This window comes from Pseudomonas campi (assembly GCF_013200955.2).
Classification (GTDB): Bacteria; Pseudomonadota; Gammaproteobacteria; order Pseudomonadales; family Pseudomonadaceae; genus Aquipseudomonas; species Aquipseudomonas campi.
Genome location: NZ_CP053697.2, coordinates 3,464,857 through 3,487,663 on the forward strand (window position 1 = coordinate 3,464,857; position 22,807 = coordinate 3,487,663).

Here is a 22,807-nt window from a genome sequence, read left to right on the forward strand (position 1 = left end):
AAGATTGTCCGCCTGATTTTCTGCCCGGGTTCGTGCTCGATGCCTTTCCAGCTCCGCCTCTGTGTCCTGGCGCTGACGCTCAGTCTGGCCGCCTGTGAACAGCCGCTGCCGCCGGTCGAACCCGGCGAGGCGCTATCGGCTGGCAGCACCACGGTGCGCCAGGCCGACCAGAATGCCTTCTCCCTGCCCTCCGCCAACCTCGCCCCCTCGCGGCGCCTGGACTTCAGCGTGGGCAACAGTTTCTTCCGCAATCCCTGGGTCAGCGCCCCGGCGACGACCACCGCACGTGACGGCCTGGGTCCGCTGTTCAACACCAACGCCTGCCAGAACTGCCATATCAAGGACGGCCGCGGCCATCCGCCTGAGCCCAACGCCAGCACGGCAGCCTCCATGCTGGTGCGCCTGTCGATTCCCAGTGATGGCTCGACCGCCCATGCCGAGTGGCTGTTGCACCAGGGCGTGATCCCTGAGCCCGTTTATGGCGGCCAGTTGCAGGACATGAGCAACCCCGGCCATGCCCCGGAAGCCAAGGTGCGGGTGAGCTACAGCAGCGTGCCGGTAAGCTTTGCCGACGGCACTCAGGTCGAGTTGCGCCAGCCCAAGCTGGAGATCAGCCGCCTCGCCTATGGCGAGCTGCACCCACAGACCCAGCTCTCCGCCCGCATCGCCCCGCCGATGATCGGCCTCGGCCTGCTCGAAGCCATCCCCGAGGCCGCCATCCTGGCCCATGCCGACCCCGATGACCGCAACGGCGACGGCATCCGCGGCGTACCCAACCAGGTCTGGGATCGCGCCCAGCAGCGCACGGTGCTCGGGCGCTTCGGCTGGAAGGCCGGACAACCCAGCCTCAACCAGCAGAACGCCGACGCCTTCGCCAACGACATGGGCCTGACCAGCGCGGCGAACCGCCAGGACAACTGCAGCAGCGCACAGACCGACTGCCGCACTGCGATCAATGGCGGCGAGCTGGAAGTCAGCGACACCATCATGGCCAGCGTGCTGTTCTACACCCGCAACCTGGCGGTACCGGCACGCCGCGCCGTGGACGATCTGCAGGTGCGCCGTGGCAAGCAGCTGTTCCAGCAAGCCGGCTGCGCCCAGTGCCACACGCCGAGCTTCACCACCGCTGCCACGGCCGCCGAACCGGAGCTGGCCAACCAGCTGATCCGCCCTTACAGCGACCTGCTGCTGCACGACATGGGCGAAGGGCTGGCTGACGGACGCGACGAATTCCAGGCCAACGGCCGCCAGTGGCGCACCGCGCCGTTGTGGGGCATCGGTCTGACCCAGGCGGTCAACGGCCACAGCCAGTTCCTCCACGACGGCCGCGCCCGCAACCTGCTGGAGGCCATCCTCTGGCATGGCGGCGAAGCGCAACAAGCCAAAGATCAGATTCTCGAATTCGATGCCCAGCAGCGTCAGGCGCTGCTGGCCTTCCTCAACTCGCTCTAAAGGAGACCGGCATGATCCGTACCCCTCTGGCTGTCGCCCTGCTCGGCTTTGCCCTCGCCGCCTGCAGCCCGCAAGACCCGCAGCAGGCAACCAGCAGCGCCCTAGCCGAGAGCGTGTTGCTGCCGGCCTACAGCAGTTGGAACCAGGCCAACCAGCAACTGGCCAGCAGTGCCCAGGCACTCTGCAACGGCAGCCAGGACCTGAGCGGCGCCCGCCAGACCCTGCTCACCACTATCGGTAGCTGGGCGACCCTGCAACCGCTGCTGGTTGGCCCGCTGGCCGAAGGCAATCGCGCCTGGCAGGTACAGTTCTGGCCGGACAAGAAGAACCTGGTGCAGCGCCAGGTCGAGACGCTGCTGAAGAACAAGCCGCAGCTGGGCCAAGCCGACCTGGACAAGGCCAGCGTGGTGGTCCAGGGCCTCACTGCCTATGAGTACGTGCTGTTCGATGCCGCCATCGACCTCAATCAGGCTCCCCAGAAGAACCGCTACTGCCCCCTGCTGATCGCCATTGGCGAGCACCAGAGCAAGCTCAGCGGCGAGATCCTCGCTCAGTGGCAGGCCGAGGACGGTATGGCTGCGCAGCTCAAGCAATTCCCCAACAACCGCTACGCCGAGGCGCCGGAAGCGGTGGGCGAACTGCTGCGCGCCCAGGTCAGCGCCATCGATGGCCTGAAGAAGAAGCTCGGCACCGCCCTCGGCCGCCAGAGCAAAGGCCAGCCGCAGCCCTACCAGGCCGAGTTCTGGCGCAGCAATGCCAGCCTCGTCAGCCTCGCCGCCAGCCTGGCCAGCGCCGAACGGGTCTGGCTCGGCAGCAACAACGACGGCATCAAGGCCCTGCTCGGCAGCGACCAGGCCGAGCTGAGCCAGCGCCTGGATGCCCAGTACAGCGCCACTCGCCAGCAACTGGCGGCGATCCAGCGGCCGCTCGGCGAACTGCTCGGCGAAGAAGCTGGCCGCCAGCAACTCAATGCCTTCTACGACAGCCTCGACCAACTGCACCGCCTGCAGGAAAGTGAGCTGGCCAAGACGCTCGGCATCCAGCTGGGCTTCAATGCCCACGACGGGGACTGATGCATGCAGCGCAGAGCATTTCTCGGCCTTGCGGGCGCCGCCCTCGCGGCTAGCGCCCTGGGCGGCTGGCAGCTGGTCAGCCATGGCCAGCAACCCCTGCTGCTGTCGGCCCGCGATGACAGCAACGGCCAGCACTATGCCGTCGGCTACCGCCTGGATGGCAGCAAGGCCTTCGCCACGCCAGTCAAAGAACGCTGCCACGATGTGGTGCCGCACCCGAGCCTGCCGCTGGCGGTGTTCGTCGGTCGCCGGCCGAGCCGCGAAAGCTACCTGATCGATACCCGCGACGGCCGCCTGCTGCAAACCCTGAGCGCCGCGGACGACCGCCATTTCTACGGTCACGGCCTGTTCCACCAGGCTGGCGAGCTGTTCTACAGCACCGAGAACGACACCGCGCAACCAGGCCGTGGCGTGCTCGGCGTCTATCGCCTGCAGGCCAACCAGTTGCAGCGCATCGGCGAGCACTCCACCCATGGCATCGGTCCGCACCAGCTGCTCTGGCTACCCGGTGGCGAAAACCTGGTGGTGGCCAACGGCGGCATCCGCACCGAGGCCGATAGCCGGGTGATGATGAACCTGCAGGCCATGGAGCCCAGCCTGGTGCTGATGCAGCGCGACGGCACACTGCTCAGCAAGGAACGGCTGCCACAGCGGATGAACAGCGTGCGCCACCTGGCCGTGGCCAGCGACGGCACCATCGTCTCCGGCCAGCAGTACGAAGGCGACCCACAGGATGCCGTACCGCTGCTCGCGATCAAGCGCCCGGGGCAACCCTTCCAGCCCTTCCCCCTGGGCGAGGCGCAGCGCGCGGCGATGCACCAGTACACCGCCAGCCTGGCCATCCACAACGACTTGCGCCTGCTGGCCCTGACCGCACCGCGCGGCAACCGCTTCTTTATCTGGAACCTGGACAGCAGCCAGCTACTGCTCGACGCGCCCTTGCCGGATTGCGCAGGCGTCGGCGCGGTGGCCGAGGGTTTTGTCGTCACCTCCGGGCAGGGCCGCTGCCGCCTGTATGACTGCCGCGGCGCACAGATCAGCGCGCAGCCGCTGCAACTGCCAGCCGGGCTATGGGACAACCACCTGCGCCTGGCCTAATAAATCTCCGGTAATGGCTTAAGGCCGCCTGCTTTCTGCCGACCTATACTGAAACGGACAATGCACCCTGGCCGCCCCTTGGCCCGGCCGCATGTAACCGAAACATCATGTTCCGGGGATAGGGATATCCGCAGATCCGACGCCCATACGGGTGTCGGGGGTAGAAAACCCCGAAGAGGCGTCCCCCATGTTCCTGCAAAAATCCCTGCGCGCGCAGATCCTCGCTCTGCTCGGCGGCAGCCTGGTGCTGATCCTGATCACCGCCCTGGCCTGCTTCAGCTTCCTCTCCAGTGGCATGCAGGCTTATCGCGGCCTGCTCGACGGCCCGGTGGAAGCCACCCGCCTGATCGACGCGGCCAACGTCGAGTTCAAGATCCAGGTCCAGGAATGGAAGAACGTGCTGCTGCGCGGCCAGGACAGCGAGAATATGAGCAAATACTGGGGCCAGTTCGAGTCCCAGGAGCGCAAGGTGCAGGACACCCTGGGCCAGTTGGTGCAAGTCGCTTCTGCCGACCCGGCGCTGAAAACCCAGATCGAGCGCCTGCGTAGCGAGCACCAGACCCTCGGGGTCAACTACCGCAAGGGCCGCGACGCCTTCGTTGCCGCCAATGGCGATGCCAAGGCCGGCGATGCCGCGGTCAAGGGCATCGACCGCGCCGCCAGCGAACAGATGAGCGGCCTGGTCACCCAGCTGCGCGAGCAGAGCCTGGCACAGGCCAAGCAGATCAACGCCACCGCCGACCGCACCATTCTCGTCGGCACCGTGTTACTGCTGGCGGCCAGCGTGGTCATCGCCCTGTTCAGCCTGTGGCTGGTCAACCGCAACCTGATCATCCCGATCCGCCACCTGATCAGCCATGTCGATGAGCTCAGCCACGGCCACTTCGGCCAGCACGTGGCGACCACGCGCGCCGATGAACTGGGCATGCTGGCCATCGCCTCCAATACCCTGCGCGACTTTCTCGCCAACACCACCCAGAGCCTGAAGCAGAGCAGCAACAACCTGGACAATGCCAGCGGCGAACTGAACAACATCGCCTCGCGCATGACCCAGGGCATCAACGACCAGTTCGAGCGCACCGATCAGGTCGCCACGGCCATGCACGAGATGTCCGCCACAGCCCAGGAAGTCGCCCGCCACGCCGCCGAAGCCGCACATGCTGCGGACGATGCCGACGACTCGGCACGCCAGGGTGGCAAGGTGATGACCGCGACCATCCAGACCATCACCGGCATGCGCAGTGAAATTGCCAACACCGCCGAAGTGATCCGCCGCCTGGAAGCCGACAGCGGGCGCATCGGCAAGGTACTGGAAGTCATCCGCGGCATCGCCGAGCAGACCAACCTGCTGGCCCTCAACGCCGCCATCGAAGCCGCCCGTGCCGGCGAGCAGGGCCGCGGCTTCGCCGTGGTGGCCGACGAGGTACGCACCCTGGCGCAACGTACCGCGCAGTCCACCGCCGAGATCAACCAGATCATCGACACGGTGCAGACCGGCGCGCTGAATGCCGTGCGCGCCATCGAAAGCGGGCAGAACCGCAGCGAGGAAGGCGTGACCCAGGTCACCGAGGCTGGCGAAATGCTGCAGCGCATCACCGGCGCGGTGGAAGCCATCCGCGACATGAACCGGCAGATCGCCACCGCCGCCGAGGAGCAGACCTCGGTGGCCGAGGACATCTCGCGCAACCTCACGGAGATCACCTCCATCGCCAGCTCCAACCAGGAAAACGTCGAGCGCACCCAGGCCGCCAGCCAGAACCTGCAAAACCTCTCCGGCGAGCTGGGCGAAGTGACCCGCCGCCTCGGCGCCTGAAACGGCATCACGGCACAGGGAGGTGCCGGCAAAATGCCAGTGCGGGGCAATAACCGCGACACGCTGTTGCAACAATCTTTGCTGGCAACTTCTTGCAAATGGGCGTCTTTTGACTTGATGGTCAAGTCGGACTAAGGTGCCCGCTTCGCCTATTCCCAGGCCCCTTTTTGCCCCGCCAAGGAACCGGAATATGTTGCTCCGCCGCATGTTTGTCATGCTGGGCGCTGTCATCCTCGTGGTGCTCGCCCTCGCCGCCTACAAAGGCTATTCGATCTACCAGCAGGTGCAGATGTTCTCCGCGCCGCAGCCGGCCATCAGCGTGTCCGCCGCTGCCGCCAAGGCGCAGCCCTGGCAGAGCCGCCTGCCGGCCATCGGCACGCTCAAGGCGTTCCAGGGCGTCGACCTGACTGCCGAAGTCCAAGGCACCGTGCAACAGGTGCTGTTCCAGTCCGGCGAGAAGGTCAGCCTCGGCCAGCCCTTGCTGCAACTGGACGGCCAGGTGGAACAGGCGATCCTCGCCACTGCCCTGGCCGTGCGCAATTTGGCCCAGGTGGAGTTCCAGCGCGGCAAGAACCTGGCCGTCAAACAGGCCATTTCCAAGAGCGAGTTCGACCGCCTGAATGCCGAACTGCTCAAGGCCGAGGCCAGCGTCGCCCAGCTGCAGGCCAGCCTGGACAAGAAGCGCATCCTCGCCCCCTTCGCCGGCACCATCGGCATCCGCCAGGTCGACACCGGTGACTACCTGAGCCCCGGCAACACCGTGGCCACCCTGCAGGACCTGTCCAAGCTGTATGTCGACTTCTTCCTGCCCGAGCAGACCGTGCCGCTGCTGGCCATCGGTCAGCGCGTACGCCTGAACGTCGCCGCCTACCCGGGCGAGGTATTCGAAGGCGAAATCGCCGCGATCAACCCCAAGGTCGAGGAAACCACGCGCAACCTGCAGGTGCGCGCCATGCTGCCGAACCCCGACAGCAAGCTGCTGCCGGGCATGTTCGCCAACCTGGACGTCCTTCTGCCAGGCGAAAAGCCGGTGATCGTGGTGCCGGAAACCGCCATCACCTACACCCTGTACGGCAACTCGGTGTACGTGATCGGCGAGAAGAAGGACGACAAAGGTGCCGTCGTAAAAGACGACAAGGGCCAGGCCCAGCTACTGGTCGAGCGTCGCTTCGTCGAAACCGGCGAGCGCCGCGATGGCCAGGTGCTGGTGCTCAAGGGCCTCAAGGCCGGCGAGCAGGTGGTCACCGCCGGCCAGCTCAAACTGGATAACGGCGCCCACGTGAGCATCGTCGACGACCAGGCCCAGCAAGCCACCACGCCCTAATCCGTAGGAGCGGGCTCTGCCCGCGAAGCTTTGGCATAAATGCATTCGCGAGCAGAGCTCGCTCCTACAAGTAAACCCAGGAGCCACCGATGGCTTTTACAGATCCCTTTATCCGTCGTCCGGTACTGGCCACCGTGGTCAGCCTGCTGATCATCCTGCTGGGCTTCCAGGCCTTCAGCAAACTGGTGATCCGCCAGTACCCGCAGATGGAAAACGCCCTGATCACGGTGGCCACCGCCTACCCCGGGGCGAATGCCGAGACCATTCAGGGCTACATCACCCAGCCGCTGCAGCAGAGCCTGGCCAGTGCCGAAGGCATCGACTACATGACCTCGTCGAGCCAGCAGAACCTCTCGGTGATTTCCATCTACGCGCGCATCGGCGCCGACAGCGACCGCCTGTTCACCGAGCTGCTGGCCAAGGCCGGCGAGGTGAAGAACCAGCTGCCGCAGGATGCCGAAGACCCGGTGTTGTCCAAGGAAGCAGCCGACTCGACTGCGCTGATGTACGTCAGCTTCTACAGCGAGCAACTGTCCAACCCGCAGATCACCGACTACCTGTCGCGGGTCATCCAGCCCAAGCTGGCGACCCTGCCGGGCATGGCTGAAGCGGAAATCCTCGGCAACCAGGTGTTCGCCATGCGCCTGTGGCTGGACCCGGTGAAGATGGCCGCCTATGGCGTCACCGCCGGCGAGTTCAGCGAGGCCGTGCGCCAGTACAACTTCCTCGCCGCCGCCGGCGAAGTGAAGGGCCAGTACGTGGTCACCAGCATCAATGCCAGCACCGACCTGAAGACCCCGGAAGCCTTCGGCGCCATCCCGCTGAAGACCGTCGGCGACACCCGCGTGCTGGTACGTGACGTGGCCCGGGTGGAAATGGGCGCGGCCAACTACGACTCGATCAGCTCGTTCGACGGCACACCCTCGGTGTACATCGCCATCAAGGGTACGCCCAGCGCCAACCCGCTGGACGTGATCAAGCACGTGCGCGCCCTCCTCCCGGAGCTGGAAGCGCAACTGCCGCCGAACCTGAAAGTCTCCATCGCCTACGACGCCACCCGCTTCATCCAGGCGTCCATCGACGAGGTGGTGATAACCCTGATCGAGGCGGTGCTGATCGTCATCGTCGTGGTCTTCCTGTTCCTCGGCGCGTTCCGCTCGGTGCTGATCCCGGTGATCACCATTCCGCTGTCGATGATCGGCGTGCTGTTCTTCATGCAGCTGATGGGCTACTCGATCAACCTGCTGACCCTGCTGGCCATGGTCCTGGCCATCGGCCTGGTGGTGGACGATGCAATCGTCGTGGTGGAAAATATCCACCGCCATATCGAGGAAGGTAAAACGCCCTTCGACGCGGCCATCGAAGGGGCTCGGGAGATCGCCGTGCCGGTGGTCTCGATGACCATCACCCTGGCGGCGGTGTATGCCCCGATCGGCTTCCTCGAAGGCCTCACCGGGGCGCTGTTCAAGGAGTTCGCCCTGACCCTGGCCGGCGCGGTGATCATCTCCGGCATCGTCGCCCTGACCCTGTCGCCGATGATGTGCGCCAAGCTGCTGCGCCACGAGGAGAACCCCTCGGGCCTGGCGCACAAGCTCGATCAGATCTTCGACAAGCTCAAGCGTCGCTATCAGGACGCCCTGCACGGCACCCTCAACACCCGCCCGGTGGTGCTGGTGTTCGCGCTGATCGTCATGGGCCTGATCCCGGTGCTGCTCAAGTTCAGCCACAGCGAGCTGGCGCCAGAAGAAGACCAGGGCATCGTGTTCCTCTTCGCCAACGCGCCGCAGCCGACCAACCTGAACTACCTGAATGCCTATACCGACGAGTTCGTGGAGATCTTCAAGAGCTTCCCCGAGTACTACTCGTCGTTCCAGATCAACGGCTTCGATGGCGTGCAAGCGGGTATCGGCGGCTTCCTGCTGACCCCCTGGGACGAGCGCGAGCGCACGCAGATGGAGCTGCTACCGGAAGTCCAGGCCAGGCTCAATGCCATCCCCGGCCTGCAGATCTTCGGTTTCAACCTGCCATCGCTGCCGGGCACCGGCCAGGGCCTGCCGTTCCAGTTCGTGATCAACACGCCGAACGACTACGAGTCGCTCTTGCAGGTGGCCGACCGGGTCAAGGCGCGGGCCATGGAGTCGGGCAAGTTCGCCTTCCTCAACGTCGACCTGGCCTTCGACAAGCCGGAAGTGGTGGTCGCTATCGACCGCGAGAAGGCCGCACAGATGGGCGTGTCGATGCAGGACCTGGGGCTGACCCTGGCCACCCTGCTTGGTGAAGGCGAGATCAACCGCTTCACCATCGACGGCCGCAGCTACAAGGTGATCGCCCAGGTCGAGCGCGCCTACCGTGACAATCCGGGCTGGCTGAGCAGCTACTACGTGAAGAGCGAAAGCGGGCAGATGGTGCCGCTGGGTACGCTGATCACGGTCAGCGACCGCGCGCGGCCGACCAAGCTCAAGCAGTTCCAGCAGCTCAATTCGGCGATCATCGAGGGCGTGCCGATCGTCAGCACCGGTGAAGCGGTGGACACCATCGCGCAGATCGCCCGCGAGGAAGCGCCGCGCGGTTACGCCTTCGACTATGCCGGCGCCTCGCGCCAGTATGTGCAGGAAGGCAGCGCACTGTTCGTCACCTTCGCCCTGGCCCTGGCGATCATCTTCCTGGTGCTGGCCGCGCAGTTCGAGAGTTTCCGCGACCCGCTGGTGATCCTGGTGACCGTACCGCTATCGATCTGCGGCGCCCTGCTGCCGATCTTCCTCGGTTTCTCCAGCATGAACATCTACACCCAGGTGGGCCTGGTGACGCTGATCGGCCTGATCAGCAAGCACGGCATCCTGATCGTCGAGTTCGCCAACCAGCTGCGCCGCGACAAGGGCCTCGGTGTGCGCGAAGCGATCGAGGAAGCCGCCTCGATTCGCCTGCGCCCGGTGCTGATGACCACCGCGGCGATGGTCTTCGGCATGGTGCCGCTGATCCTCGCCACCGGCGCCGGGGCGGCCAGCCGCTTCGACATCGGCCTGGTGATCGCCACCGGCATGTCGATCGGCACCCTGTTCACCCTGTTCGTCCTGCCCTGCGTCTACACCCTGCTGGCCAAGCCAGACACCAGGCCGGCCGCAGCAGCAGTGCCGTCACACTGAGTGGCACGCCCAAGAAAAAGCCCCGCATTGCGGGGCTTTTTTCATTCGGCGGCGGCTCAGTTGCTGGCGTTCAGGTTCTGCGACAGGCCGAACATCACCAGCAACAGGTCACTGTCGGGCCGGACTTGCGGCGTCAGCGCCTTGCTGCGGGCAACCGCCGGCTGCGGGCAATAACTCAGGGAACTGTTCTGGGCATCCAGCACCACGGGTTCGGGCTCCTGCCACGCGGCGGCGGCCAGGGCGGTTACGCCGAGGGCACCAACGAGGAAAAGACCTCGAGCAATTTCTAATTTCATCGCTGCAACCCCTTGAAAGTGCTGCCTAACACTTAGTGGAAACCTTAGAGCATCAAACCGTTTCCGTGGTCTTGGCAGACAAGCGGTCAACCCACTACCGCAAAGGTCCTTGGTAGCGGGGAGGCAGACTAGAGGGACAACTGTGAAAAAATCGTTATACCTGCCAGTGGCTACTGCACGCTCCATCGCGTGGCACAACCCGAACACGCGCTAACTCAACCGCTAAATACCCTTGATAGAGCTACCAAAAACTTGCTGGTAGCCATGCAGCACCTGCTTCCATTCGACATCACTCCACGGCGAATGGCGCCTGAGTTGCCGCATATCATGCCGAGCAGCGCTTTTGCACGTCAGCCGCCGGCGGCTTTTCTCCAGGTCCAGCAGGGCCACGTCCAGCGCATCACCCTGCACCCGCACGAATACATGCTTGGCGTACAGGCAGCCATGCTGCCAACGGCCAAGGTGCATACGCGCCAGCGTGGCACCTATCTGTTGCAACAGCTGCTCATGCTGCTCGGTGCTCAAGCATTCCGGCCCGCCCTGGGCATACCAGCTGTCGATATCGGCGAAGCCCTCCAAGGCCTCGCTGATGAGGATGCCGCGCCAGCCTTCGCCCACCTGATAGTGCGCACCGCAGTAGATCAGGTGCGGCACTCGCACGCCCAGCTTGCTCAAGCCCAGCAGGGCATTGCGCTCACGCAACACGGTCGGCCGGCCGAAGGGGTGCAGAAGGCTACGATAGAGGTGATCGACCTGACGTTTGGCATACAACAGTTCGTCGCTCACGTGACGTAGCCGCTGTACCCCACTTTCACCACCCCGGCGCCGATTGGGGGCCTCGACCCACTCCCCCTGTTGCTGCCACCACTGATCGAACAGACTCGCATCCTTGTCCAACCCGAACACAGCACTCAACATCGTCACCCTCCCCCGAAATCAGATCATAACCTCGTCGCCAAACCGGCCAAGACTGGAGCACCTCGACACACATGGGTTACCGCAGTCACTGCGGGTAACAGACAAGTGCTCAATAACAGCCTGACATGCTTGTCGACAGTCGATCTGAATTTGAGTGCAAGGCGCATACCCGCCTGACCACTACGACAGCTTATTCCCCTACGCCGGAGCACTGAAGCCACGGCCACCAGCGACAGGAGGGGCGCTCAGCAAGCAGCGCCGGTGAGGCTGACCTCGAAGCGACAACCCTGGGGCTCCACACCACTCAGACTGACACTCCAGCCCTGGCTTTCGCAGATCCGCTGGACCAGCGACAGGCCGAGACCGAGACCCTCACCACGCGCCTGACCACCGCGCACGAAAGGCTGGAACATTGCCTCGCGCTCGCTTTCCGGAATGCCCACGCCGCTGTCGACGACGACAAAGCCCTGCTCACCCAGTTGCAACTCGATAGCCCCACGCTCGGTGTAATGCAGCGCATTGCGCAGCAGATTGCCCATGACCGAACGCAGCAAGGGCGCGTTGTAATGCATCAGGGTGCCGCTGCCGCGCTGATAGTGAAATGTCAGGCCCTTGGCCTCGATCGCCGGGCGCCATTGCTCAACCAGGCCATCGGCCACCTCGGTCAGGCTGGCCAGGGGCGTCATACCGGGTTCATCGTTGCGCGAGCGCGCCAGCAGCAGAAAGGTCTGCACCAGATCACGCATTTCCTCGCTGGCGCGGGCAATTCGCTGCACCTGGCCACGGGCTCGCGCGTCCAGGGAAGGGCTTTCCAGCAGCAGCTCGCAGGAGCTGGCCAGCACCATCAGCGGGGTGCGCAGCTCATGGCTGACGTCACTGGTGAACAGCCGCTCACGGGTCAGCGCACGGCGCAGCAGGCCCAGGGTGGTGTCGAAGGAGGCTGCCAGCTGCCCCACCTCGTCGCTGGCATAGTCCGGCGCCAGCGACGGCGCGCGGTCGAGCAGCTGGTCCGGGTGGCGCACCTGGGTCGACAGGCGCACCACCGGTTCGATCACCTTGCGCGCCAGCAGCCAGCCGAGCAGCCCGGACAGCGCCAGGCTGATCAGGAAACCGCCGAATACCACAGCGAACAGCAACTGCTCGCGGTCCTCGAAGCCGCTCTGATCCTGCAGCAACACATAGCGGCGACCATCCACCAGCTGCACGAAGCCATGGTAGGAACGTTCCTCGCGGTACACCTCGTGAAAGCCCGGCGCCAGGCTCTGTAGTTCCTCCGGCAGGGCGAAGTCGCCGTGCCCATCACTGAAGTAGAACAGCTGGCCGGGCTCGGGGTGGTGGCGCCAGTCGTCAATGCTCTCCATCTTCAGGAAACGCTCGAGGTCGCCGCCCAGCTCGTTAGAGATCAGCCGCTCCTCGACTTGGTGCACGGTCTCGACGATGCCGATGGCAAAGGTGCCACCCACCAGCAAGGTCATCAGCATGAAGGCGATGACGATACGCCGTGACAGGCTGTGCCTAAACTCCATCGGCCAACTCCGCCAAGCGATAGCCGACCCCGTGCACGGTGTGCAGCAGCGCCTGGTCGAACGGTTTGTCGATGACCTGACGCAACTGGTGCACATGGCTGCGCAGACTGTCGCTGTCCGGGCAATCGTCGCCCCACAGCGCCTCTTCCAGCGCCTCGCGGCGCACCACGTGCGGACTTTTCTGCATCAGCAGGGCGAGCAGCTTGAGGCCCACCGGGTTGAGCTTGAGCGGACGGCCGCTGCGACTGACTTCCAGGGTGTCGAGGTCATAACTCAACTCTCCGACCTGCAGGCTGCGCTTGCCGCCACCCAGGCTGCGGCGCAGCACGGCCTCGATGCGCGCGGCCAGCTCGGAGAGGGCAAAGGGCTTGACCAGGTAGTCGTCGGCCCCGGCCTTGAAGCCCTTGAGACGGTCGTCCAGCTGGTCACGGGCGGTCAGCATGATCACCGGGGTATCGCGCCGTGCCTCCTCGCGCAGGCGCTGGCACAGGGTGTAGCCGTCGATGCCGGGCAGCATGATGTCCAGCACGATCAGGTCGTAATGTTCGCTGGCGGCCAGGTGCAGACCGGACAGGCCATCCTGGGCGCAGTCCACCGTGTAACCCTTGATCCCCAGGTAGTCGGCCATGTTGGCCAGGATGTCGCGGTTGTCCTCGACCAGGAGGATGCGCATATCGAATTCCCTCACCGGCGCGATGGCGCCGCAGTGGCGCAAAGATACCGCGAACATCCAGGCAACACGGTCGCTTTGACGGTTTTTTCACGACGCCCGGCTAAGAACCTGTTTACGATCTTTTGGACTAGAGCCAGACAAGGCAAAAACAGCCGAGGAAGCGGAGTTTACAGCTGTAAATGAGCATTCCGAGGCTGTTTTTAACGCCGTATGGCCGACGGCCAGGAGGTCGTAAACAGGTTCTTATCGCGCCCATAAAAAAGCCCCGCACTAGGCGGGGCTCTTTATGCAGCGAGGGCCGGTCGGCTTACATCATGCCGCCCATGCCACCCATGCCACCCATGTCCGGCATGGCCGGAGCAGCCTTGTCGTCGACGATGTCGGCGATCATGGCTTCGGTGGTGATCATCAGGCTGCCGATGGAAGCGGCGGCCTGCAGGGCGGAACGGGTGACTTTGGCCGGATCGAGAATACCCATCTCGATCATGTCGCCGTAGGTGTCGGACGCGGCGTTGAAGCCGTAGTTACCCGAACCCTGCTTGACCTTGTCGACCACTACGCTCGGCTCGCCGCCGGCGTTGGCCACGATCTGACGCAGCGGCGCTTCAACAGCGCGACGCAGCAGGGCGATACCGACGTTCTGGTCGTCGTTGTCGCCTTTCAGCTCGTCGATGGCCTGCAGGGCGCGCACCAGGGCAACACCACCGCCAGGTACCACGCCTTCTTCGACGGCTGCGCGGGTGGCGTGCAGGGCGTCTTCAACGCGGGCTTTCTTCTCTTTCATTTCCACTTCGGTACCGGCACCGACCTTGATCACGGCAACACCGCCAGCCAGTTTGGCCAGACGCTCTTGCAGCTTCTCTTTGTCGTAGTCGGAAGTGGTGTCTTCGACCTGCTTGCGGATCTGCGCAACGCGGGCTTCGATGTCCACCTGCTGACCAGCACCGTCGATGATGGTGGTGTTTTCCTTGCTCAGCTGAACGCGCTTGGCGTTACCCAGGTGCTCCAGGGTGGCGCTTTCCAGGCTCAGGCCGACTTCTTCGGAAATCACGGTACCGCCGGTGAGGATGGCGATGTCCTGCAGCATGGCCTTGCGACGGTCGCCGAAGCCCGGCGCCTTGACGGCTGCGACTTTGACGATGCCACGCATGTTGTTCACGACCAGGGTCGCCAGGGCTTCGCCTTCAACGTCTTCGGCCACGATCAGCAGCGGACGGCCGGACTTGGCCACGGCTTCGAGCACCGGCAGCAGTTCGCGGATGTTGGAGATCTTCTTGTCGACCAGCAGGATCAGCGGGCCGTCGAGCTCGGCGATCATGGTGTCCGGCTTGTTGATGAAGTACGGCGACAGGTAGCCACGGTCGAACTGCATGCCTTCGACGACGGACAGTTCGTTTTCCAGGCCCGAGCCTTCTTCAACGGTGATCACGCCTTCTTTACCGACTTTTTCCATGGCTTCGGCAATGATGTCGCCGATGGAGTTGTCGGAGTTGGCGGAGATGGTGCCGACCTGGGCAATTGCCTTGGTGTCAGTGCACGGCTTGGACAGCTTCTTCAGCTCGGCGACGATGGCGATGGTGGCCTTGTCGATGCCGCGCTTGAGGTCCATCGGGTTCATGCCGGCAGCGACGGCTTTCAGGCCTTCGTTGACGATGGCCTGAGCCAGTACGGTGGCGGTGGTGGTGCCGTCACCGGCAGCGTCGTTGGCCTTGGACGCAACGTCCTTGACCAGCTGGGCGCCCATGTTCTCGAAGCGGTCTTTCAGCTCGATTTCTTTGGCAACGGACACGCCGTCCTTGGTGATCAGCGGCGCGCCGTAGCTGCGCTCGAGCACCACGTTGCGGCCTTTCGGGCCGAGGGTCGCTTTTACCGCGTCGGCCAGGACGTTAACGCCGACCAGCATTTTCTTGCGAGCGGAATCGCCGAATTTGACTTCTTTAGCAGCCATGGTGGTAGTTCCTTAAATTCTTGAGTTGTACGGGTATTCGCGGGAATCAGGCTTCGAGGACGGCGAGGATTTCGTTCTCGCTCATCACCAGCAGGTCTTCGCCGTCGACTTTGACGGTGTTGCTGCCGGAGTAAGGGCCGAATACCACTTTGTCACCGACTTTGACGGCCAGGGCACGTACTTCACCGTTGTCCAGGGCTTTGCCGGTACCGACGGCGACGATCACGCCCTGGTTCGGCTTTTCAGCAGCGGAGCCCGGCAGCACGATGCCACCAGCGGTTTTCGATTCTTCTTCGCTGCGGCGGATAACGACGCGGTCATGCAGAGGACGAAGCTTCATGGGTCGATCTCTCCCGATAAGTTGTTGTAAGCAGGCCGGTGACTGCACCGGCGGGTTAGCAAAGTCCGGCGGAGCCGGGCGCGGCACGCCTGGGCGGGCCACGGAAGTCTGTTCTGCCGAAAACGGCAGACACCTTGCGGTGCTAGCTAGATAGGGGCGATCAAGGGTATTTCAAGGGCTGGGGGTGATTTTTTTATGGCCTGCCATCTCTAGGGTCTGTTCCCGTTTCGTTCGCGAACCGCGTTGCTGCGCAAAATCGCGCCAGGCTAGGCGCGGGACGCAGGCAATGGTCATTCCCTTGGCAAGTCCCGCAACGACGCATGGCGCGATTTTGCGCGCAACCCGCAGGGACGGGCCCGTTTTTGCGCGGGACGTCGTTACTCGACGGCTCATTTGGACGACCAAACCTCGCGTCTCGCGCCTAACCCCGCGCAAAAACAGGCTCCGGCGCGGCCGTGAACGAAACGGGAACAGACCCTAGCGGCCACCCTGCGGGCCGTCGCTGCGCGACGTTAAAAATTGCTCCTGGCAATTTTTTGCACACAGCCTCAGTCGCGGCGCTGGTACTCGCCTTCGATGACGTTGGGGCGGGTTTGCCCGGAGCGGGCGGCCAGGTCGTCGGCGAAGGCACGCTGACGCAGGGCCTGCTCCGCGGCACGGCGGCGCAGGTTGCCGATCAGCAGATTGCGGGTGAAGGGAATCAGGCAGAGCAGGCCGAACACGTCGCTGATAAAGCCCGGCAGCAGCAACAGGCCGCCACCGACGGCGATCAGCAGGCCGGCGAACATCTCCTCCTCCGGCATTTCGCCACGGGCCAGCTTCTCGCGGGCACGCCAGGCGGTAGCCAGGCCGGCCACACGCAGCAGCACGCTGCCGAGGATGGCCGTGCCGATCACCAGCAGCAGAGTCGGGATGACGCCAATGGCACTACCGACCTGAATCAGCACAGCCAGTTCGATCAGCGGGAACAGCAGAAACAGAAAGAGAAAAACGCGCATCAGGGGTTCCTTGACGGAAGAACGGCTTCCGATACCGATGAAGTATGGGGTGTGGCGCTTAATTCAAGCTGACGCCTGCTCGGCGGTCGGCCAGACCTCAGCCCGAGCCAGCTGCACCAAGGCCTGGCGCACTGCGCCGGGACTGTTACAGGATGTTGGAAAGGCCAGCCAGTACAGGCTCTTGCCGATGCGCAGGTGGAAGCCTTCGCTGTCGATGCCGACCAGTTGCGCCGACTCACGGGCGGGCAATCCGGCCAGCTCGACATAATGGGCGATGGCCGCCACGTGGTCGGCATTCATGTGTTCGAGCATGCCCAGCTCCACTTCGCCGGCGAAGGGATTGGCCAGGCTGACCTGTTCCAGCCAGTGAATCGCACCGAAACCGCCGATATAGCGCCAGCGCACCGGCTGCAGGCGCCAGAAGTCGAAGTCGTGTACCTGGTGGTAATCGCGCGATTCGGGGAAATAGCGGTAGTAACGCGCGGCAGCGGCGTCTACCTGCACTGATTCTGCCAGTTTCTCGGCCTCGGCCAGCAGGGTCAGGCGCCCGACCGCCTGCACATCCTCGGCACCGCGCTCACCGACCAGCAGCGAGCATTTGCCGTCCTGCTGCAGATTATGGGTGTGCTGGGCAATGCGACTGATCAGAATTAGCGGGCAACCCAGCTCGTCCAGACAGTAAGGCACCACTGATCCGAAAGGGAAGCCCGGCATGGCCTTGGAGTGGGTCGAGAGCACGCCGCGGTATTCCTTGAGGAGCAATTCTCGGGCATGCTTACCGGCTGTCACGCTCAATTTATGACTCCTCGCTTAGAATCCGTCGAAAACAAAACGGACAGGCACCCGGCAGAACTCTTTGCAGTGCCAGCGAGGCCACCTGTAGACCTTTAGAGGGGTAGTGTTATGGAACTCAAAGACAAAGTCATCATCATCACTGGCGGCTGCCAGGGCCTCGGCCGCGCCATGGGCGAATACCTGGCCGCCAAAGGCGCCAAGCTGGCCCTGATCGACCTCAACCAGGAAAAGCTCGACGAAGCCGTGGCCGCCTGCAAGGCCGCCGGTGGTGACGCCCGCGCCTACCTGTGCAACGTGGCCAATGAAGAGCAGGTCACCCACACCGTGGCGCAGATCGCCGAAGACTTCGGCGCCATCAACGGCCTGGTCAACAACGCCGGCATCCTGCGCGACGGCCTGACCATCAAGGTCAAGGACGGCGAGCTGAGCAAGATGAGCCTGGCCCAGTGGCAGTCGGTGATCGACGTCAACCTGACCGGTGTGTTCCTCTGCACCCGCGAAGTCGCGGCGAAGATGATCGAACTGAAGAACCAGGGTGCGATCATCAACATCTCTTCCATCTCTCGTGCCGGTAACGTTGGCCAGGCCAACTACTCCGCGGCCAAGGCCGGCGTCGCCGCCGACACCGTGGTCTGGGCCAAGGAACTGGCGCGCTACGGCATCCGTGTCGCTGGCGTCGCTCCGGGCTTCATCGAAACCGAGATGACCGGCAGCATGAAGCCGGAAGCCCTGGAAAAGATGTGCTCCGGCATCCCACTCAAGCGCATGGGCAAGCCCACCGAGATTGCTCACTCGGTGGCCTATATCCTGGAAAACGACTACTACACCGGTCGGATCCTGGAACTCGACGGCGGCCTGCGCCTCTGACCTGTTTCGACTTGCTGCGCGTCGGCCAGCCGTCGTTGGAAGCACTCGCGGGCTTGCTCATTTACAGCTCGTAAACTCCGCGCCCGCGAGCGCTCCCGCCTAGGCTGGCTCTAGCTCGCAGAGTCGAGACTTGGCCTCATAAAAAGCCCCGCATTTGCGGGGCTTTTTTGTGGGTGGGTGAATTACCAGCCGACGCCCAGACCGAGCATGTAGCGGCGCTCGTCGGTATCGCCGTTCTCACTGACGACCTTGTCCCACTCGGCCTTGAGGCTCAGCGCTGCCCAGCTGTTGAGCTTGTAGCGCACGCCAGCCTCGGTATCGATGATGTAGTCGACTTCGTCGATGAAGGGCGCGCCCAGCTCACCTTGACTGTACAGCTCGATATTGTTGCCGATCAGCTTGCGCGTGTAGTCCCACTCCATGGCTGCCGAGTTGAAGTGCTCGCTCTCGCCATTGGCAAAGACGAAGTCGTTGCGGTTGAGCAGACCGGCCATGGAGAAGGCACCAAGGGCATCGTCCCAGAACTGGTAGCCGGGACCGGTACCGACGGTGCGTTGGGTTTGTAGATCATCCATACGGTCGTGGGTGTACTTGAGCTGGCCCTGCCAGAAGAACTGCTTGGTGAGGAAGCGATCGAGGTCGTAGTCGAGTTCGACCCGGTCGGTCTTCTTCTCGTCGTCCTTGATCTCATGATCGTATTCGGCGCCGAAGCTGTGCCGCCAGGCACCATGACGGGCCTGGGTGGCAAGGTCGATGTCGTAGTCCTTCACATCATTTTCCGCGCTCTTGTAGTCGGCGGAAAAATCCACACGCCCGGTCCAGAGCAGATCCTGCACCAGCGGCTTGGGCGGCAGGATCTGGGCAATCGAGGCCAGTGCCACCACTTTCGGCGCCTCGCCATTGACCAGCTCGACCTGCCCCTCACCCGCCGGTTTCAGCGACTTGGCCCGCTCACCGGTGAAGTCATCCTGCTTGACCAGCAGCTCGCGCTCGCTCTCCAGGGTGGCGACCTTGTGCAGATCGAGGGTGATCGAGCCGGCATAGTCGGTTTTCAGCAGCAGCTTGCCGCCATCGACCAGTTCGATAGTGCCGGTGAGCTTGTCACCGTTCTTCAGCCACACGGTATCGGCAATCAGCGGAGTGGAGATGGCGCTCAGCGCCAGGCACAACAGGGAACGGGAAACAGTCATTGGCGGGCAATCGGCTCAGTTGGGCAAAAAGGCCGGCATTATCCGCACGCCAGCCGGCAGAGCAAGCACTGACCGACGATTGCTCCGTGAGTTCCAGAAAGCGCGTAGAACCTGTTTAGGATCTTTTGAGCTAGAGCCAGGCAAGGCGAAATTGGGCGAGGACGCGGAGTTTACGGAGTGTAAATGAGCAGTCCGAGCCCAATTTCAACGCAGCATGGCCGACGATCAAAGGGTCCTAACACAGGTTCTTACCAGCCGACCCCTAAGCCAATCAGATAACGCTGCTCCGAATAGGTGTTGCCCAGCCCCCGCAACTGGTCCAGCTCATAGAGCAGCGACAGCCGGGCCCAGTCATTCAGGCGATACCGCAGGCCGGCCTCGCTGTCGAACACATAGTCGATCTCGTCGATCTGCGGCACCTGCAGTTCGGCCGTGCTGTAAAACTCCAGCCGCGTGCCCCACAACTGGCGTTTGTAGTCCCACTCCAGCGACCAGGTGTCGAAAGCCAATTCTCCCTGCGGTGAGTCCAGGCGTACCCGATTGACCTGTCCGATCAGGTCCAGCCGCCCCAGTTCGTCATCCCAGAAACGATAGCCGGGGCCAGTGCCGAGAATGCGCTGGCGGTTGATGTTCTCGAACTGGTCTTCCTCCTGCTCATAGCCGGTACGCCAGAACCAGTGATCGGTGAAAAAACGGTCGAGGTCGTACTCCAGTTCCCAGTTGTCTTCCTTCTCCTCGTCGTTCTTGGTCTCGTGCTCCAGTTGGCCATTCAGCACATGGCGCCAGCGACCGTGCTCGACCCGCGTATTGCCCTTGATCTTGAACTCGTCGGTGCTGTCCTCGTTGCGTTCCAGATCCAGCTTGGCATCGAGGTTGCCTTCCCACAGGCGATCCTTGAGCAGTGGCCGCGGCGGCACCAGGCGGCTGATGCTGGCCAGCGGCACCGTCTCGTTGCCGCTGCCAACCACGGTCACCAGGCCCGGCCCGGCCGCCTGCAAACCCTCACTGCTTTCGCTGTCGAGCCCGACCCGGCGCAACATCAGGGGTTTGTCCGAGCGCAGGGTGTCGATATCCTTCCAGTCGATCAGCACGCGCCCGGCATACTTGGTTTTCAGGGCCAGCTTGCCGCCGTCGAGCAGGAGGATCTCGCCGCTCAGGCGGTCACCATTGTTCAGCCAGACGGTGTCCGCCCATGCCGGCCAGGCGAGCCAGAGAACAGTCGAAAGCAGGAAGCGCAGCAGCATGAGCAAGACACCAGTAACCGAACGGGGAATCGTCGCAGAGCATGCCCCCGCCCTCGACCCGACGGCAAGCGCCGAGGGCCGGCGGGCTGCACTCTACCTGCTGTTGTCACAAATTCCGGCGGGCAAGGTCACCAGCTACGGCGAACTGGCGGCCTTCGCCGGACTCGGCCGCGCCGCGCGCTGGGTGGGTCGCACGCTCAGCCAGTTGCCGCCCGACACTCGCCTGCCCTGGCACCGCGTGCTCGGCGCGGGCGGACGACTGAGCCTGCCGGCAGGCAGCCCGAGCGGCGACGAACAGCGCGCGCGCCTGCGTGAAGAAGGCCTGACCATCAGCAACAACCGCGTCGATATGCGCCGTCACGGCTGGCGTCCGATGGAGCTCAACGATTAGCAGGCTGTTGTCCTTTCGCCGCGACGCAGCTTGCGCCCAAACGGCAACAGCCCCTAGAGTGCGCCCTTTGTTCCGTTTACCCCCAGACCTTGCCCATGCCCCGTAAATCCTGGCGCGCCGCCCTCGCCACCTATGCCCATCCGGCCTCGCTGGCCCTGCTGTTGCTGGGCTTTGCCGCCGGTTTGCCGTACATGCTGGTGTTCTCCACCCTGTCGGTATGGCTGCGTGAAGCCGGCGTCGCCCACCAGACCATCGGCTACGCCAGCCTCATCGGCCTGGCCTATGCCTTCAAATGGGTCTGGGCACCGATGCTCGACCAGTGGCGCCTGCCGCTGCTGGGCAAGCTGGGCCGCCGCCGCTCCTGGCTGGTGCTGTCGCAGGTGCTGGTGGCGCTGGGACTGATCGGCATGGCGCTGTGCGACCCGCAGCAGCATCTGTCCTGGCTGATCGGCGTGGCCGTGGTGGTGGCCTTCGCCTCGGCCACCCAGGACATCGCGGTGGATGCCTACCGCCTGGAAATCGTCGACGACAACCGCCAGGCCGCCCTGGCCGCCAGCTACATGGCCGGCTACCGGGTCGCCGCCCTGCTTGCCACCGCCGGCGCGCTGTATTTCGCCGGCTGGTTCGGCGCGGTGGATGGCAACTACCAGCACGGCGCCTGGGCCAGCACCTACCTGCTGTTCGCCATGCTCATGCTGCCGGGGCTGTTCACCACGCTGTGGATGCGCGAGCCGCCGGTGCCACTGAAGACGCAGATCTCCGCCGCGCGCTACGGCCTCTACCACCAGCTGGCCTCGGTGCTGGTGCTGATCCTGCTGCTGATTTCGGTGCCGGCGATGTTCACCCAGCTGTTCAAGAGCGACATCCTGCTGAGCCTGCAAGGCGCCATCAGCCCCCTGGAACTGCTGCGCGATGACCGCGCCTTCCTGCGCTTCCTGCTCTATACCATTATCACCAGCCTGTGCCTGTCGGCCATGGGCCGGCGCAGCCTGGCACCGGTACTCACGCCGATCAACGACTTCATCCTGCGCTACCGCTGGCAGGCCCTGCTGCTGCTGGGCCTGATCGCCACCTATCGCATGTCCGATACGGTGATGGGGGTGATGGCCAACGTCTTCTACATCGACATGGGCTTCGCCAAGAGCCAGATCGCCAGCGTCAGCAAGCTGTTCGGCCTGTTCATGACCCTGTTCGGCGCGGCGATGGGCGGCCTGCTGATCGTGCGCTTCGGCATCCTGCCGATCCTGCTGATCGGTGGTGCCGCGTCGGCCGGCACCAACCTGCTGTTCGCCCTGCTCGCCGGCCTCGGGGTGATCAGCGACAGCAGCTTCGCCGGGCAGAACGTCCTCGACCTGCTGCAGGCGCTGAACCCGCACATGCTGATGCTGGTGGTGACCATCACCCTCGACAACTTCAGCTCCGGGCTGGCCACGGCGGCGTTCGTCGCCTACCTGTCGAGCCTGACCAACCTGAAGTTCTCCGCCACCCAGTACGCCCTGCTCAGCTCGATCATGCTGCTGCTGCCGCGCCTGGTCGGCGGCTCGTCCGGCCTGATGGTGGAGAAGCTCGGCTATGCCCAGTTCTTCCTCGCCACCGCCCTGCTCGGCATTCCCACCCTGCTGCTGATTCTCATGCAGTGGGGCCGTGAACGCAGCCAGCCGAACGGCAACGGTGAAACGCCACTGCCGAGCAGTTCCGAGCAGCCATGAAAAAGGCCG

19 protein-coding genes are annotated in these 22,807 nt (G+C 64.0%); 9 read left to right on the forward strand and 10 right to left on the reverse strand.

The window, feature by feature from the left end:
• Positions 1 to 39 precede the first annotated feature (39 nt).
• From HNE05_RS16090 to HNE05_RS16115, 6 genes are all read left to right on the forward strand, one after another.
• A complete protein-coding gene (locus HNE05_RS16090; RefSeq protein WP_173209197.1) occupies positions 40 to 1,452 on the forward strand; it encodes a di-heme oxidoreductase family protein in 1,413 nt (470 codons plus the stop codon).
• A gap of 11 nt (positions 1,453 to 1,463) precedes the next feature.
• Positions 1,464 to 2,525 (forward strand): imelysin family protein, encoded by a 1,062-nt coding sequence (locus HNE05_RS16095; RefSeq protein WP_173209199.1) that lies wholly within the window; start codon positions 1,464 to 1,466, stop codon positions 2,523 to 2,525.
• Positions 2,526 to 2,528: 3 nt separating this feature from the next.
• Positions 2,529 to 3,623 carry a DUF1513 domain-containing protein gene (locus tag HNE05_RS16100; protein ID WP_173209201.1) on the forward strand — a complete coding sequence of 365 codons (1,095 nt, stop codon included), beginning with the start codon at positions 2,529 to 2,531 and terminating at the stop codon, positions 3,621 to 3,623.
• A gap of 187 nt (positions 3,624 to 3,810) precedes the next feature.
• Positions 3,811 to 5,436 carry a methyl-accepting chemotaxis protein gene (locus HNE05_RS16105; RefSeq protein WP_173209203.1) on the forward strand — a complete coding sequence of 542 codons (1,626 nt, stop codon included), beginning with the start codon at positions 3,811 to 3,813 and terminating at the stop codon, positions 5,434 to 5,436.
• A 190-nt stretch (positions 5,437 to 5,626) separates the two neighbouring features.
• Complete coding sequence (locus HNE05_RS16110; protein WP_173209205.1) at positions 5,627 to 6,760, forward strand: efflux RND transporter periplasmic adaptor subunit; 1,134 nt, start codon at positions 5,627 to 5,629, stop codon at positions 6,758 to 6,760.
• An 89-nt stretch (positions 6,761 to 6,849) separates the two neighbouring features.
• Positions 6,850 to 9,903, forward strand: a complete 3,054-nt coding sequence (locus HNE05_RS16115; RefSeq protein WP_173209207.1) for a multidrug efflux RND transporter permease subunit — start codon at positions 6,850 to 6,852, stop codon at positions 9,901 to 9,903.
• A 56-nt stretch (positions 9,904 to 9,959) separates the two neighbouring features.
• On the opposite strand, the gene HNE05_RS16120 is transcribed toward HNE05_RS16115, so the two are convergent.
• The 8 genes from HNE05_RS16120 to HNE05_RS16155 form a co-directional block, all read right to left on the reverse strand.
• The gene (locus HNE05_RS16120; protein WP_173209209.1) at positions 9,960 to 10,199 is read right to left on the reverse strand and encodes a hypothetical protein; all 240 of its coding nucleotides are present in this window, start codon (positions 10,197 to 10,199) and stop codon (positions 9,960 to 9,962) included.
• Positions 10,200 to 10,421: 222 nt separating this feature from the next.
• The gene (locus tag HNE05_RS16125) at positions 10,422 to 11,117 is read right to left on the reverse strand and encodes a lipopolysaccharide kinase InaA family protein (protein WP_173209211.1); all 696 of its coding nucleotides are present in this window, start codon (positions 11,115 to 11,117) and stop codon (positions 10,422 to 10,424) included.
• Positions 11,118 to 11,362: 245 nt separating this feature from the next.
• Entirely contained in the window at positions 11,363 to 12,643 is a 1,281-nt protein-coding gene (locus HNE05_RS16130; RefSeq protein WP_173209213.1) for a sensor histidine kinase, read from the reverse strand.
• Positions 12,633 to 13,316: a response regulator transcription factor gene (locus HNE05_RS16135; RefSeq protein WP_173209215.1), complete on the reverse strand. Its 684-nt coding sequence runs from the start codon at positions 13,314 to 13,316 to the stop codon at positions 12,633 to 12,635. The genes HNE05_RS16130 and HNE05_RS16135 overlap by 11 nt, the downstream gene beginning before the upstream one ends.
• A 307-nt stretch (positions 13,317 to 13,623) precedes the next feature.
• On the reverse strand, positions 13,624 to 15,264 hold the full coding sequence (groL, locus tag HNE05_RS16140) for a chaperonin GroEL (RefSeq protein ID WP_173209217.1): 1,641 nt from the start codon (positions 15,262 to 15,264) through the stop codon (positions 13,624 to 13,626).
• Between the two features lie 46 nt (positions 15,265 to 15,310).
• Positions 15,311 to 15,604: a co-chaperone GroES gene (locus tag HNE05_RS16145; protein ID WP_173209219.1), complete on the reverse strand. Its 294-nt coding sequence runs from the start codon at positions 15,602 to 15,604 to the stop codon at positions 15,311 to 15,313.
• 548 nt (positions 15,605 to 16,152) lie between these two features.
• On the reverse strand, positions 16,153 to 16,602 hold the full coding sequence (locus HNE05_RS16150; protein ID WP_173209221.1) for an FxsA family protein: 450 nt from the start codon (positions 16,600 to 16,602) through the stop codon (positions 16,153 to 16,155).
• 63 nt (positions 16,603 to 16,665) lie between these two features.
• Positions 16,666 to 17,397, reverse strand: coding sequence for a HugZ family pyridoxamine 5'-phosphate oxidase (locus HNE05_RS16155; RefSeq protein WP_173209223.1), 732 nt, complete (start codon positions 17,395 to 17,397; stop codon positions 16,666 to 16,668).
• Positions 17,398 to 17,505: 108 nt separating this feature from the next.
• Between HNE05_RS16155 and HNE05_RS16160 the strand changes: the two genes are divergently transcribed.
• Positions 17,506 to 18,264, forward strand: a complete 759-nt coding sequence (locus tag HNE05_RS16160; protein WP_173209225.1) for an SDR family oxidoreductase — start codon at positions 17,506 to 17,508, stop codon at positions 18,262 to 18,264.
• A 182-nt stretch (positions 18,265 to 18,446) separates the two neighbouring features.
• Here the strand turns inward: HNE05_RS16160 and HNE05_RS16165 are convergent, their stop codons facing one another.
• Both HNE05_RS16165 and HNE05_RS16170 read right to left on the reverse strand, forming a co-directional pair.
• A complete protein-coding gene (locus HNE05_RS16165; protein ID WP_173209227.1) occupies positions 18,447 to 19,454 on the reverse strand; it encodes a DUF481 domain-containing protein in 1,008 nt (335 codons plus the stop codon).
• A gap of 248 nt (positions 19,455 to 19,702) precedes the next feature.
• Positions 19,703 to 20,698, reverse strand: coding sequence for a DUF481 domain-containing protein (locus HNE05_RS16170; protein ID WP_173209230.1), 996 nt, complete (start codon positions 20,696 to 20,698; stop codon positions 19,703 to 19,705).
• Here HNE05_RS16170 and HNE05_RS16175 point away from each other — a divergent pair.
• A complete protein-coding gene (locus HNE05_RS16175) occupies positions 20,697 to 21,089 on the forward strand; it encodes an MGMT family protein (protein ID WP_173209232.1) in 393 nt (130 codons plus the stop codon). The two genes, HNE05_RS16170 and HNE05_RS16175, sit on opposite strands and share 2 nt — an antisense overlap.
• 95 nt (positions 21,090 to 21,184) lie before the next feature.
• Positions 21,185 to 22,798, forward strand: a complete 1,614-nt coding sequence (locus tag HNE05_RS16180) for an AmpG family muropeptide MFS transporter (protein ID WP_173209234.1) — start codon at positions 21,185 to 21,187, stop codon at positions 22,796 to 22,798.
• Positions 22,799 to 22,807: the final 9 nt, after the last annotated feature.